The sequence below is a fragment of the Neobacillus niacini genome (assembly GCF_023715785.1).
Classification (GTDB): Bacteria; Bacillota; Bacilli; order Bacillales; family Cytobacillaceae; genus Neobacillus; species Neobacillus niacini_E.
On record NZ_JAMBOX010000020.1, the window covers coordinates 19,175 to 34,520 of the forward strand.

Here is a 15,346-nt window from a genome sequence, read left to right on the forward strand (position 1 = left end):
TTTTACTTTACTTCAGATTTTTAACTCCAGTTTCTAATATTTCTATTTGCAGCAGTGTCTGTTCGTCTGTAATGGTTTTATCTTTACCATTTATGATGGCTTCGTATAAATCATCATATACTCTTCCATAATCCCCATTTACGGATTTCACTTTTTCCTCGTGGATGGTACCTTCTTCATCAATATATGTCAGTACACCATAATGGTTTATTGTATCGATTCCAAAATCTTTGTTATCCGGCATGTAAAATAACTTTAAATGCTCTTCCTGACGGTCTTTGGTTTCTTTTACAAAGCATCCTTTTTTGCCATATACGACGAAGCTTGGTCTTTCCTTCAATCTAAAATAACTGGATTTGACCGATACTTTTAGCGTACCGTAATATAAATCCAGATCAAAATAATCATTCATTCTTCCTTGGCCTAATAATTGCCTCACATCATAATGGATATGATCAGGCTTTCCAAAAAGGCTGATCACCTGATCCAGTGTATGGGTGCCATGGCCATATAAAAAGGACGAAGCAGGATCAAAAGAGTGAGCAGACTCTGGTACTTCTGGACGATAATAGTCATAATGCATTTCGATTTCCAGCAAGTCCCCTAGTTTCCCTTCTTCCATGACCTTTTGAACGGTTAAAAAATCACTGTCAAAACGACGGTTTTGATACGCCTGTACAATTAATCCTTTTTCTCTTGCCATAGCAAATATTTCTTTAGCCTGTTCTGAGGTCTCCATAAAAGGCTTTTCAACCAAACAGTGTTTATTATGTTCCAAGACTAATTTTGCGTATTCATAATGACTGTCATGTCTTGTGCACACGACAATGAGTTGAATGTCCTTGTCAGTTAATAGTTCATCTAAATCAGAAGTATAGTTTACTCCTGGAATCCGTTCCCAACTTTCATGCTTGGGATTTCTTTGAAAAATGGTTTTTACCTTTATATTGTCTCTTTGTAGGACAAATGGCAGATGATATCTGTTCGTGCTTTTTCCATTTCCAATATAACCGATCGTAAGCATAGCAACCCCCTAAAAGATATGGATATATGTAAAGCACCTCCTTAAATTGATAGGATTATCATACAAGGAGGTGCTTCTTTATTATATTACATTAATTTTAATAAGTGGAAGACAACACCAACCGCGAACAATCCTAGAATCAAAATGATTGGGGAAACTTTCTTCTTAAGCAGCCACATGCTAAGAAGTGTTAACAGCAATCCAGCAAAACCAGGAATTAAGCTGTCCAAGTTGGCTTGTAAAGTTGTTACTTTAACAGGTTCTAATGAAAGACCTGCAGCTTGCTGTTGCAACGCAGATTTAATCCCTTCCGCTCCGGCAGGTAAGTTACTCCAGTCAATATAAGCACCTTTGGAAAGTTTAACTTCGGATACAACTGGCGTAAATTGTACTGATACCCAACGGTTAACTAATGCACCAAGGATGAACATACCCAAGATGGATGCACCTTTCGTGATATCTTGAAGTATTCCGCCAGATAAGTCTTCCGTAATTTTAGAACCAGCTTTGTAACCAAATTCTTGCGTATACCACGTGAATCCCATACGAATGAGATTCCATAAAACGAAGAAAATAATCGGCCCAAGGATGTTACCGGTCAAGGCAAGAGAAGCACCTAACGCACCAAGGATTGGTCTAACCGTGAACCAGAAAACTGGATCCCCGATCCCTGCCAAAGGCCCCATCATACCGACTTTAACCCCTTGAATGGCTGTGTCGTCAACCGGCGCACCATTTGCACGTTCTTCTTCAAGCGCTAACGTTACACCAATAATAGGTGAAGCTACATATGGGTGAGTATTAAAGAACTCTAAGTGACGTTTTAGTGCAGCAGCACGATCTTCTTTCGTATTATATAATCGTTTGATTGCGGGAATCATCGTATATGCCCAGCCGCCGTTTTGCATACGTTCATAGTTCCAAGAACCTTGAATGAAAGTGGAACGCCACCAAACAGAAATACGATCTTTTTTTGATAATCTTAATTCATTTGCCATTTTTTGCGCCCTCCTTCTTAGTAATTATCAATTATATCGCCGATAGGATCACCGGTGTTTCCGTTTCCGCCATTACCTGAACCGCCTTGTTTAGAAAGCGCTAAATAGATAAGGGCAAGAGCCACACCGATAGCACCTAGACCGATAAGTGTGATTTGTGAAACAGTCGCTAACACGAAACCAATTGCGAAGAATGGCCATACTTCTTTTGTAGCCATCATGTTAATAACCATTGCATAACCAACGGCTACGACCATTCCCCCACCGATTGCCAACCCGCTTGTTAACCAAGTTGGCATTGATGTGAGTAAGTCTTTAACCGGACCTGCACCAATAGCGATAATTAATGCAGCTGGAATGGCAATACGTAACCCCTGCATGCAGATGGCAACGATTTGCCAAAATTCAACTTTTTTGATGTTTCCTTCTAGAGCTGCAGCATCCATAATGTGTACGATTGCTGTTGCAAGTGTACGAACGAGGATGGTTAATAAAAGGCCAGCAACTGCAAGCGGAACAGCAATCGCAATGGCAGAAGCCACACCCTCTTTACCTTGTCCACCTAAAACTAAAATAATGGCAGATGCAACTGAGGCTAACGCAGCATCCGGTGCTACGGCCGCTCCGATGTTTGCCCAACCTAAAGCGATCAATTGAAGAGTACCACCTAAGATAAGACATGGTACTAAGTTTCCTGAAACTAAGCCAATTAACGTACAAGCAACGAGTGGCTGGTGGAATTGGAATTCATCCAAAATACCTTCCATCCCAGCTAAAAATGCTATGACAAAGATTAATATTATTTGAATCACATTCAAATCCATGATTAATCCTCCATTCTCTTTGATAATTAGGATTATTTTTGTTTTTGTTTGTTTAACTCTTCTTGAGCCCTCTTGATAATTTCGTTCATGTCGCCTTTTGAATCGCTCGGAACTTTACGGACATCGAAGTTCAAACCAAGTTCTTTTAACTTTTTAAACGTATCAATATCCGCTTGGTTAAAGGCCAACACTTTATTCGGTTGAACTTTACCAGGTGAGTGTGCCATCGAACCAACGTTGATTGTCTTCAATGGAACGCCGCCTTCAACCGCTCTAAGCGCATCTTGCGGGTTTTCGAACAGAAGTAACGCGCGCTGGCCGCCAAAGTGCTGATCATCTTTTGCAAGTTCGATCATTTTGTTGACAGGAACAACGTGAGCCTTAACACCTGGAGGAGCAGCTTGTTGGATCAATTTCTTACGAAGTTCATCCTTAGCTACTGCATCAGATACAACGATAATCCGTGTAGGCTGTGTCGTTTTGGTCCAAGTAGTTGCTACCTGTCCATGAAGTAAACGAGAATCGATACGCGCTAACACATATTCAAATTTACCTGGAGCACCTGCATTTACTGGTTTTGCAGTTGCAGCTGCAGCAGATGGTGCTGCTGGTTCTAATTCCTCAGGGTTTACTTTTACCCCTTCTTTAGCTGTGCCTAAAATATGCGCGGCAATTTCATGCGCTGTGTTCATTGAGAAGCGTGATGCAAATGCTTCAATCACCATTGGCAAGTTCATACCAGCAACGATTGCCCATTTGTCTTTGTGTCCTTCAAACAAGCTGTTGGCTTGGTTGAAAGGAGTTCCACCCCAAAGATCGACTAAGAATAATACCTCGTCTTGGTTGTCGAAAGAGGCGATTGCTTCTTGCATTTTTGCCTTTACATCATCAGGTCCTTCGCTTGGCATCAATGTAACAGCTTTGACATTTTCTTGTTTTCCAAAGATCATCTCTCCAGATTGCAAGATACCAGTGGCAAATTCACCGTGACTAGCAATAATAATTCCTACCATCTCTTTCCCTCCTATTAGGATTTTTACAGCTAATTAAACTAGTAAAAGTAAGGAATGTTTTTTTTAGCTGTATTTTTCTGCTCATTTTAAGCGATTACAGTATCGGCAAAACACAAAAAAGGCATGAGTAAAAAGTCGATTAAATGAAGATATGGGTATAGAATGCCCCTTAACCTTCATTTCAATCAATACTTTTCACTCATGCCTGATCGAATCAGTAACACGTAAAAAATAATAACGATAGCTATTTAATTTATTTTGCAAACGCTGTAATTAGAGTGTTAAATAAACAACTTTTGCACCAATGTTAGATGCATCACTTTAATGAGCTTCTTTTTAATTATAGCATAGCGAATATTTCTCTTCAAGAGGGAATCATTTTTTTGAAAATTTGCTCTTCAAGCCGCGTTTGACAACATCAAAAAAACTCAATGACTGGACCATATGGTTAGGATCAACATATTCACGAATGACGCGCAACACTTTTTTGGGATCTTTAGAAGAAAATGTATACGTCCCATTTCGCTTCGTTCGGATAGCATAACGGGGGATCCATTTCCCTTTGAACATGACAGAAGCAATCACGTAATCCACTTCTTCCCAAGGGATTTGATAAAACTTACGGACATCACGACTATTAAAGAATTCAAATCCTTTGTCTCCGATCATGATTTTACCATATTCTGCAAGTCCCATGTGGGAGGTTGCATCAATAACTAAATCGACCTTTGTATTGATTGATTGGACCATTTGATTGACTCCATTTCTTTCTTTTAATAATAATTTTTATTATACGCATTTTTTCACTTTAAGCAAAAATACTTAGGACTGGTTCCAGTTCCTCGAATATGGAGGTAAATACAAGCAAGGAAAATAAAATAATCTTATATTTTACATTACAATAAATTGCGTTGTCAACATATTATTTGCAATACTCTTTCGAGAAATGTTACAATGATATTACAATACTTTTTTAAGCGTATTTCAAATTCTTATGTAATCTTTTTGCAGATAGAATTTGGGTGCGTTTTTTTTATATCTCTTCTTCAACCGAAGGAACTGAAGAAGAAAAAGTCGTAATGGAACTAGTTGCATAAATATCGAAAGTCACCAATTTTAGGTTATCAACCAGATAGGAGGAAGAGGCACAACAAAGTTTTATTTAGTATTAAAGGGAGGACAAAAATAATGAATCTAATCAATAAAGAAGTAACGCATAAGCGTTTTGGCACGGGAAGTATTGTGAACCATAATGATTCTATCATAGAAATAGATTTCGCAACGGAGAAAAAAAAGTTTGTTTTTCCCGATGCTTTTGGAAAGTTCCTAAAACTGCATGATCATAATGCTGCCAATTCACTTAAAAAGATGTTACAAAAAATAGAATTAGAACAAGAGAAGGCGGAACAGAAAAGGGAAGAAGAAAAAGAACGTCAACGCAAAGAACAACAACTTCGCTTGGAACATGAACAACTTATGAAGAATCATAAACTTCATCCCAAGTCACAAATGGTTTTTTGGTGTGATGTCGAAGAACAGAGTAAAGTTTTTACAGAGTGGAAAGTTTTTACTGGGGTAATAAAAAGCGGCAATAACAAAGGAAAGCCAAACAAACCTACCCGCTTATACCCAAATAGCGTTTGCCTTTTAACAGCAAGAGATTCCAGTACGGCTGAAAAAGACAGACGTATCTTGGGTGTTTATATGGTGAATGAGGATTTTATCGGTCAGTTTTGTGAAGATGGTTATATTCCTGCTCATTCAGAATATAGACTACAGCTTACAGAACAGGAATCGGATAAGATGCCCTTTTGGAAATATTATGTAAACGAAAAATCCCCTCACAAAATGACTTGGAATACAGGTAAATACCGTTATTTCGATAATGAATGGATGGCTCAAATCTTACTTGATATTGTTTCTTTAAAAAGTGACACACAGGAACGGGAACTAGCACAAACCTTCTTTGAAAATTTTTGTAGAATGAATCGGATCAGGGAAGACGAGTTACCAGAGCCTAATGGTGCATTATTGCGTATATAGATACTACTGCAAAATTAATATGTACAGTTTAAAAAAGGTCACGAGTACAGCTCGTGACCTTTATCACCTTGACATATAAGGTTCAATAATGTTTATTACATCATGCCGCCCGTAAGCTTTGAGAGTGTAATATCGTTAACGACATGTGCAAGAAACGCGGTAAATCAACGTTTTGGATATTACTTACTGTAACATCTTTAACGGTGATTTACCGTTTATTATGGGATGGCGTTAGCAAAATGTTAGCAATTTAAAACAGAAATCATCACCAATGTTCACACACTCAACATGGCTTGAATGGTGATCATGGCTTGAGTAGTAATGGCAGAAGTATTGATGTAGTGGCGTTTACCTAATACAGCTTTCTGCTTAGAGTTTAGCAATTAACAAATCGTTCTATTAATTTTATTGTTTTTTAAATGTTAAGCCACATTAAAGAATAATAAAATGTCGCAAACATTACACTTAAATTAACTATAATAACATTTTGCCATATCCCTTTAGTAACTCAATAACATTTTCTTTTTTAAGCTTCAGTCTAAATGAACTAAAAAAATCATGGAAATGAGCCTTTAATTCAGTTGTTGGTCTTTCTATATGACTTTCAACAAATTTCATTATGTTATTATGAACTTATTTACTAGCAATCAACAAGGTGATACTTTTCCTTTATAAATTCAGCAACTTTGTACAGCTCGGGATGTAATGTTGCTTTAGAAATTCCAAAAACCATAAGCTGATCGATAATTGATTTCTTACTATCTTTATCAATAATAATTTTATAAGATTGGCTATTACCTTCATTTATAGTAGAAAATTGATCTCCGATTTCTCTATCTTTTAAACCGAAAATTAAAAAAGCCCCACTTTGCCTAATAATTCGTGCATTAGTTTTACGAGGGAGAAAAAAGTAATTTGTCAGTATGTCTTTTGGATTAATAATATTCTCAAAAGCAGGTTTTTCTTTCTTAATTTCATGCAAAAGCCTTTTAATTATCTTCTTATCATTAAACTTTATAATTGTTTCTTCTAATGGACTTTCCCGCATTTCTAATTGTGCATTTGTAGCTAGATCCGCTATTTCTTCTTTCTCCTCATAATTAAATCTTGGGAGAGAAGATAAAATAGATATTGCATCACTATCATACTGTTTAATACTTGACTTATCTGTTTTAATTACAAAAACAACACCATCTTCTTTATAATTTCTTTCACATGCAAAATACAATGCAACCAAAGCATTAGTTGTTACATCAAGCAATCGTGTAGGGACACCATAATGTTGCATCTTTGATAAAATCTCATTATGGAAATTACAACCTTCAAATTCATGCGCACATTCTGTTAAGATCTGTGTATATATATTATGTTCCTCCTGCCGTAAACCGCCTCTAAAAATTGAAGGAGTTAAATTATAAGAAATTTTACTTTGTCCCCTATAGAAGATAGTTCCTCCCAGCTTTTCATTTAGCCTTGGGAGCTGATTAAGATATGTTTCAATACTTGTAACCTTTTCAGCTTCAAGATTCATATATAATCTCTCCTTCCATTCCAATAATTTTTTAATCTTAATTCATAGTTACTAAACTCCTATGTATCTCTTCAACTTGGTTATGTAAGATTACTAAATGAACTGTGAATTGCAATCTTCCCCTCAATTGATAAGATAAGATGGTTTTACTCATTCATTCTACTCCTTAGATATTTCCATTTGCTTATTTCCAGGTTAACCCCAATATTTTCGGACCAATTACTAGCTAATTCTTCTATTTTCTCAGTTGTTGGATTTCTTTCTCTTTATAACAGCAAAGCCATACACATGCCACCTAATAAACAGTACTATTTTAAGCACATAGTTGCCCAAACTAGATTAAATAAAATAAATTAAAACTCAAATGGATCATTATTTATTTCATACGTATTCAAAGACAGCGGGTATTCTATTTCTGCAAGTACAGTTTTCCCTATTATCCTTGCTGCAAAATAGCTAATAATTGCATCTTCTACTGAAAATAGACGGGCCCTCTCATCACTCATGTTCACTTCGTGTTTAGCTTTGTTAAATAAAACGATAAAATTAAATAATGAATTAATGAGCACTTTATCAAAAATATTTTTTTCTTTTGTTTCGTGTGCTAATTTTCCTAAAGTAGATTTGGAGAATCTTAATTTACCCATTAATTTTGTACTGACAACAAAGAGTCTCATAACAGCTTCTAAATGCATACCACTATATTGTATAACATGCCTAGCATGCAATCTAACATCTAAGACATCAATCTCAGACCTTGCATACTGCAATGGGCGAAAGAGTTCCCTCTCCAAACCTCCTGGAAAAGGGTTTTTCTTTGGATCAGCGGGCATACAGTAGCCACCAATTCCACCTATTTTTTGGTCCATTAACCATAAAACTTGGGTTTCATATTTTTCTTTCTTTGTTTCTATTTCATCTAGGAAAGCTTTAATATATCCCTTTTGTTCATCACTCAAAAGCTTTTCATAAATAAAGTTGGTCTCTGGAAGTGCCCCATTCATATATAACTCTCTCCAATGTAATAAAGTTACAATTCAATTGACTTGCCTTAAATGAAATACCTCTCCATCAAATTTATAATACTTTTCTTGCTTCTATAGCTTTAAACAACAATGGTCCTTTATGAGATTTCTGCTGATCTTCAATCCTAAATTCAGCAATTTTAACACAATTAAATCTTTTGGTTTTTCATTACTGCTATACCACGCTATCATTAAAAGCCCTTATTCATTATTCGACAATTTACTTGTTTTTCCTTCCTATTCATGATAATCAAGATACAAATTATTACATTTCAGACCAAAATGGTTAACAGAGCTTAGCACCTTCCCTAAATATTCGAAAAAAACCTTATCCTTTATTAGAATAAGACTTTTACATTTATATATTTCAATTAGAACTTCCTCTATCTGACTTGAATGGTGCTCGCAGACATATTGTTGTATCAGTGTTTACCTTATAAAGCAGTGTATTTATTTAATACTTACCTTTTGCAGAGTATCTTTTTTCTATTGAATAGTATATTTGTACTGTGCAACTAATAAAAATTTCTTTTTCTTGTTCTTCTTCAAAAATAAGCGCCCGATTGCTGAATATTGTTATTGCACAAACAAAGGGGCCGCAAAAAATCAGAGTAATGACTTTTTGTGGCCCCTTGAAAATCCACTATTTATGTATGACCAACATCAAATCGTCTTAGAATTTCAAGAGTAGAAATCTGTACGAGATGTAATCGAAAGATAGAATCTTCTTCATCGGATAATCCCGGATGAAATCCGTGAGGGTGAAGCCTTATCGTAGTAATAGTCAATAAGAAAAGACGACCACTTTAAAAGCAATCATCTCCAGATGGTTGATCTATTACCTGTATGTTTGTACTGTGTAGCCTATGACTTTGTTTTGTTATTATTCTTTTTCAAAATCCCCCAATTGTTATTTGTCATTAATATGTGGCTTTTCTATCATTCATTTACTACCTATTTTCTGTTTTTCTTTCTAGATTCTCTTTTTTGCTTTTCACTATTCCGCTTACTATTTTGTTTTTTCTTTTTCTTCTTTGATGGGGCTTTTTCTTCGTATATATGTTCAACCGCAGGTTTAAGATCTTGATTCAAGTAGTAAACCTTTCTAGTTTGGTAAACTAATTCTGAAAGGTTCATTAATGACTGGAATATATCCCAACAACTTCGTGTAAAGTCTTTTAATGAAATCACTGGATGGTCTTCATTATCCTCAGTACCTTTTGGGAAATATGTAATTTGTTGACTTTGTATATCCATTTTATAAGTGTTGTGTCCAATAGCATTTCTTAGTTTATTATTTAAGTAAGGGTACACTATATTATCGTACTCCTCATTTCCATCTACAAACTCTAATTTCGCACCCTTATTTTTCTTTTTGTAGTCGTCTAATGTAACGACATCTTTCCTTTTTTCTTTCATAAGTTGAAAATTACCACGATATTTAAGATTATTATAAGCTACTATAAGCTCTAACATTTCCGTGATAACCTCATAAACATCCACATAGAATTGCTTTAATTCCTCAAAGGATACTGTTGTAATACCTTTTTCATATAATTCTGTTTGGGAACCATTTTTATAAAACTCGATTCCGAAAACGGGAATCATAAATCTAAATTTTTCAATAAATTGCTTAATGCATTCGAATATTTTTTCCTCGTTTCTATGTATTGAAGTAGAGAAATATTCTATTAAAGTTAAGAATTCTTTATCTTTATTTTTTTTAAGATCGGAAACTTCTTCTCCAATAAATTTGATTTGCTTTTCAAAGAAATTTTCACTTAATATACTTGATAATAATCTTATGTTTGTTTGTCGAATCGCAATTAAATATTGCAATTCATTATTTAATGGAAATTGCTTATTACTAATTTGTTTTTTTAAATCTTTCCTAAGGTATTGGTAATTCCCATTAAACCATAACTCATTAACCCTCCTATACTTTGGCCAGTCATTTTTTATTATAGATAGGAACCTTAACGTTCTTTCCTTGAATTCACCCATTCCCTCATCCATCATCCATATGCCACTTGTAAAGAATGGTGGAAAAAGAGTATTTTTAAATTTATATGGCTGGAGTTTCTCTGTTAGTAATTCGCCTGATACTTCTATATGAAAATCAGAGTCACCTTTATCTGGTACTTTTTTTACATTATCAAATTCAGTATGTGCATTCACATTCAATTGGTCTTGATACATGGTTCCCGTAATCAAAATGCCACATTTCCCACAGTTAAAGCGGATTGGATGCATATCTAACCATCCAACTTGAATTCGTATAAGAGTTTTTGCACCACACACTTCGCACTGAAGATTTCCTCTCATCGTAACCACTAATATCACTTCCTTCTACAATTATATACTTTCTACAAATTAATACATTTTCCTCCCAAATCATTCATTTGTGTAAGTGTTACGTTATTATCCTGTTTCCTTTGTTTTAAAAAAAGTAATTTATTGCGTAGTAATGGTCTACTACGATATATAAGAGTAATTCATAAATTAAACTATTTTGAAATACTACAAAAAAGCAGAGACCCTTATAAGATCTCTGCAGCATTACTATTTAACTCTATCTTTGCGACCGCGCAATGGCTTGAGTGGTGGTCCCAGACATTTAAGATGTAGTTGTGTTTACCTTAAAAAATGCCAAAAGTTAAATTCTTACATACACTATTGTGGAAGGCGGGAAATCCCCCTTATCATTATAAATAAAAAGCAGAATATCTTTTAAGTTTCTGACAATAATTCACTTACCAAAGAGAATATTTGGTTTATTTTTAATATTCACTTATTAAGTTTCAGTTGAACCGATTCACCCGTCCGTATAATTATAAAAGGCGAATCAATCTCTTCAGGAGCACTTATTGCTTCCCATGAAGCATAATCTATCTTGTTATTCTCAATAAAACAAATTTCCTCTTGAAAGCTTTCCAGTCTATTTTTGATTTCTTTTATTTGAGTTAACCTACTTTTTATAACTGGAACTTGTTCACTGTCTAAAAGAAGAAAATCCGGATTTAAAATATTGCGTTCTTCCATAAATTTGTCTACGAAAAATTTAATAAAGTTTATCGCCCCATCCAATTCAAAGTTTGATGCGATGAAGTCTTTAAGATATAGTCTAGTTCTAATTTCGCCAACTACCGAAATTATATAAAGAGAAAAATACTCATATGCCATTTCGCTAAATGCCAAGATTTTTTTACTTTTAATGATTTTTTCAACGAACAACCCAAAATATGCTTTCGTTTCAGAGAATAATTTAGATGCATCTAAAAAGTCCATTTTACCCTCACTGCTTTGAGACCTCTTAGTTGCCCTCTCTGCAATTTCAATCGCATTTTTCAATTTTGCTTTAACAGTGTGTTCCTGCCTATCCCTTATATCTCCAACAATATCAATGATAGAGTCTAATTTTACATCCATCTTTTCTAATTTATTTTCAATTTGATTTACCCTATATGCCAGATATTCAAAGCCAGCCATAGAAACTGTAAGATTTAATACACTTGATACAGCAGCAATTGAACTCGTAATATTCAACAAATTCAACTGTTCTTGCACTTTTGGAAGGAATTGATTTATTTTTTCTAAATCAACACGTCCTGTTTCTTTTAAATGGGCAACAAAATAGCCCCTTCTATGTCTGATAGAACCACCGTAACGCTTGTATTCTCCGCTTTTCAAACCAACAAGTATGTCTTCAGGTATACCAAATAAGACTTCTATGTCCTTTTCCATTACAAATCATCACCATCCTTAAAATCCTGCAATTTAATTTTTTGTCTTAAAAATGCAATATGTATTACCGATGGTGTTGTTTTCTTATATGCGGGACCAGCGAATAATATTAGCAAACCTCCTAAAACTGCTATTTCTCCCATTAAGGGATATGCTGCTGCTTTAATTTCTCTTCTAAGTAACTGCATGGCAATTTTATTAGCGATTGCGGCAAAAAGCTTGACTACTCCTTCAAGAGCAGCAGGGTTTCCCAATATATATTTTAAAATAGCATGATCATCAAGTTCCTGAACACCTTGTTGCTTAAGATATTCTTGAAATTCCCTTTTCTCCTCCTCTTTTGTGTTTTTCATAAAATCCCGCAAAAACTTTACCATTATTTTCGCTTCAATATTTTGTTCATTTTCATTATCTGTATATTCGACTTTTAACTTTCTGGCAACATCCTGAACAATTTCTAAGTACTCAACACCATCAAGTTTTCTAAATAAGTATGCTAAATTATGGCTACCATTATATCTAATTTTCCTTATTAGGTCGTCAACACCAACAGATGGGCAGTTCTCTCCATAATTATATTCCATTAAAGTATATAGATCTTCGTCGGTAGCTTTATTTAGTAAAACCCGTAATCTTTCTGTAGACTCTCTACTCATTGCCACATCCCCTAATAACTTTTGTATAAGTAATAAGTAAGGATTTACTAAAATCATTAACAAAAACAAAAGTGAAATTATCCATCTTATTACGATTTGATTTACTTAATGATTCACCTAACAAATTTCCTGTATTTGTTTTTGTATTTAGGAGAGGGACGGTTATATTGCTTTTTATCGAAAGCAGAAGAACCAACCAAATATCTATTTAAATAAAGACTTCATTATTATCAATAATCAAATAAATTAACTCCCAATGTTCCGAAACCTTCTCGTCTAAAAAGTAGCCCTCTATTAAATCTCATCTTTCTTGATAGGATAATTCTGATTTCATTCAATTCATTGGGACTTCTTCCTAATTTTTACGATGGCTTTCAACATTGTAAGTAGCCAATCATACAAAACTCCAAAAGTTTACAATTATGGAATTTTACCTAATATGATTGTTCCTTTAAAAATATTATCTTGAGTAATGAAGTTAATCCTATGGTTAGCAGTTTTATTGCACGTTGGGCAATGTACATCCCAGTTATCCTCAACTTGTAAATTAAAATTATTGGTTGGGTATTTAAAAAGAGGTCTTGGATATCTGTAGCTTCTACCTTGTATTATGATATTTCTCAAACCTCTGTCGTTAAACGAACATGAACTACAAAAATTAGCAACCCACACTTCATTACATTCTTCACATATATATGTTGTTTTCCATCTTAATTTATTTCCAAAAGGCTCTTTTTCTTCCTTTGTTCCATCTAATTTTTTTCCACATTTCGGACAACAAAATTCAAAATTGCTACATTCATGCAACATTCTCTTTAAGAAAATTTCTAAATTTGTATTATTATTAGGGGTAAAATAGAAATGTGCTATTTGATGTTGTACTCGATTTGAATTTACAGATTGATGCTTCACATTCCAGTTTAAAGAACTAACATCTGTATGCACTAAAGTACCGGATTTTAACAATACTCTTTTATCATTTATAAATAACTCATTTAAATATCTAGTTCCCGAATGTTCTAAGTCATTTAATATTTTGGGCTCACCTTTTTTCATCTTGCTATAGCATTTATACTTGGCATCTAACGTATGCATGTACCATTTTCTATTTGAAGAATCAAAAATACCAATAACAAAATCCGGTCTATAACCATTTTCACCAAATGTATAGTCATAATAAAGCCCAATATCAAACGGTCTGTTTTCTAATTTAAACTGTTTCTTATATCCGCTTATCGATTTTTGTTCTAAATACTTTTCTTGAACATCCTGAATAAATTCGTAGGGATTAACACCCCATTGACTAAATTGCTCAATAATTTTTAGTAAGACCCAAATCTCATAAAGTGTTGGTGACTTTAAGATTGATTGAATAAAGAGCCGAAACGATTCTGTTAAAACAGGAGATAAATTCTCATATTCTATAAAAAGCAAAAATACTTCACTATAAAAAGGATGCATACGAAACAAATGTGTTTCTTCAATTAATTGTGGTTCACATTGTAGGATTGGATGTTCTAGTAGCCCATCAATTTCTCTACTCATTTTTCCCCAATTGTCAATTCTTTTCGCCAACTTCGCAGAGTCAGCTTTAATAATTTCAATAAGATTCCGAAAATTTATAGCTAATGGAGACATCTCTCTTTTTTCAACATCTTCTAGTTGATCCAGTTCATCTTGCAACGACATCAAATATTTTTGTTCTGCAGCCAACTCCATATGAATTCTCTGTTGAAACTCCTCTACCATAAACCTGATCATCCGATGCTCTTTAATCTCCGTTGTTTTTTCATTAATGGTAGTTGTGACTTTTCCGTTTTGTTTAATTTCATTTTCAATAATTACTGAAGGTGTCCACTTTTTCACTTGATACAAACTTACTTTCTTTTCTCTTTGAATCAATTCTTGTTCTGGCATTTTCGTAATTTCATAAAAACAATCTAAAAATTGATCAAATAGATTTTTAAATTGTTGTTGAGGATAAAAAGGCAATTGAATCCTTTTTAAAATATTTTCCTCTTGATAATCGATTTTTGTTAGATCGTAGGAAAATAGTTCAAAGAGCCTTCGAACTTCTTGCTGCATTTGTTGGTATTCTTCGATAGACATTGTTCCGGGAGTAATATTAACAGATGCTTTTGCAAACTCGTCACTAAATTGATCATAAGCGACTACTTCAAAGTTTCCGCCAGCGTTAATTCCAAAAATACTGTCAGTTGTCTGCTTGAAACTATCTTCAATCCATTGTTTTTGATTGTGATACCAAATTCCAGATTCGTGATCTAAGGTTAATTGTGCAACTTCATTTTCAAATTGTTTTACAATAACACGGCTTGCATTATCAATTGATACACCAATCTGAGCCATTCTTTTCTTAATTTTGTTATATTCACATGTGAAGTATTCTTTACCATTAAACTGCAGTTCTTCATGAACTACTAATCTATTTTTTTCCTTAATTACATGAAAAAGTTTCAACTTAACCATC

12 protein-coding genes are annotated in these 15,346 nt (G+C 34.1%); 1 reads left to right on the top strand and 11 read right to left on the bottom strand.

The annotated features are described in order from the left end of the window. Positions 1 to 7: 7 nt before the first annotated feature. The 5 genes from M3234_RS24865 to M3234_RS24885 all read right to left on the bottom strand — a co-directional run bounded on the left by M3234_RS24865 (position 8) and on the right by M3234_RS24885 (position 4,609). Complete coding sequence (locus M3234_RS24865; RefSeq protein ID WP_262307275.1) at positions 8 to 1,024, bottom strand: oxidoreductase; 1,017 nt, start codon at positions 1,022 to 1,024, stop codon at positions 8 to 10. 86 nt (positions 1,025 to 1,110) lie between these two features. After that, positions 1,111 to 2,022 carry a PTS system mannose/fructose/sorbose family transporter subunit IID gene (locus M3234_RS24870; protein ID WP_262307276.1) on the bottom strand — a complete coding sequence of 304 codons (912 nt, stop codon included), beginning with the start codon at positions 2,020 to 2,022 and terminating at the stop codon, positions 1,111 to 1,113. A gap of 17 nt (positions 2,023 to 2,039) precedes the next feature. Beyond that, entirely contained in the window at positions 2,040 to 2,846 is an 807-nt protein-coding gene (locus tag M3234_RS24875) for a PTS mannose/fructose/sorbose transporter subunit IIC (protein WP_262307277.1), read from the bottom strand. Between the two features lie 32 nt (positions 2,847 to 2,878). Next, positions 2,879 to 3,859 (bottom strand): mannose/fructose/sorbose PTS transporter subunit IIA, encoded by a 981-nt coding sequence (locus tag M3234_RS24880; protein WP_262307278.1) that lies wholly within the window; start codon positions 3,857 to 3,859, stop codon positions 2,879 to 2,881. A gap of 375 nt (positions 3,860 to 4,234) precedes the next feature. Continuing rightward, a complete protein-coding gene (locus M3234_RS24885) occupies positions 4,235 to 4,609 on the bottom strand; it encodes a DUF956 family protein (RefSeq protein WP_262307279.1) in 375 nt (124 codons plus the stop codon). A 438-nt stretch (positions 4,610 to 5,047) separates the two neighbouring features. Here M3234_RS24885 and M3234_RS24890 point away from each other — a divergent pair, with 438 nt between their 5' ends. Further along, a complete protein-coding gene (locus M3234_RS24890; RefSeq protein ID WP_262307280.1) occupies positions 5,048 to 5,902 on the top strand; it encodes a malate synthase in 855 nt (284 codons plus the stop codon). Positions 5,903 to 6,542: 640 nt separating this feature from the next. On the opposite strand, the gene M3234_RS24895 is transcribed toward M3234_RS24890, so the two are convergent. From M3234_RS24895 to M3234_RS24920, 6 genes are all read right to left on the bottom strand, one after another. Next, complete coding sequence (locus tag M3234_RS24895; protein ID WP_262307281.1) at positions 6,543 to 7,433, bottom strand: FRG domain-containing protein; 891 nt, start codon at positions 7,431 to 7,433, stop codon at positions 6,543 to 6,545. A gap of 353 nt (positions 7,434 to 7,786) precedes the next feature. Beyond that, positions 7,787 to 8,437 (bottom strand): hypothetical protein, encoded by a 651-nt coding sequence (locus M3234_RS24900; protein WP_262307282.1) that lies wholly within the window; start codon positions 8,435 to 8,437, stop codon positions 7,787 to 7,789. Between the two features lie 975 nt (positions 8,438 to 9,412). After that, complete coding sequence (locus M3234_RS24905; protein ID WP_262307283.1) at positions 9,413 to 10,792, bottom strand: metal-binding protein; 1,380 nt, start codon at positions 10,790 to 10,792, stop codon at positions 9,413 to 9,415. A gap of 453 nt (positions 10,793 to 11,245) precedes the next feature. Further along, a complete protein-coding gene (locus tag M3234_RS24910; RefSeq protein WP_262307284.1) occupies positions 11,246 to 12,202 on the bottom strand; it encodes a hypothetical protein in 957 nt (318 codons plus the stop codon). After that, positions 12,202 to 12,858 (bottom strand): YaaW family protein, encoded by a 657-nt coding sequence (locus tag M3234_RS24915; protein WP_262307285.1) that lies wholly within the window; start codon positions 12,856 to 12,858, stop codon positions 12,202 to 12,204. Before M3234_RS24915 ends, M3234_RS24910 begins: the two co-directional genes overlap by 1 nt. 420 nt (positions 12,859 to 13,278) lie before the next feature. Further along, positions 13,279 to 15,336, bottom strand: a complete 2,058-nt coding sequence (locus tag M3234_RS24920; protein ID WP_262307286.1) for a nuclease domain-containing protein — start codon at positions 15,334 to 15,336, stop codon at positions 13,279 to 13,281. Positions 15,337 to 15,346 lie beyond the last annotated feature (10 nt).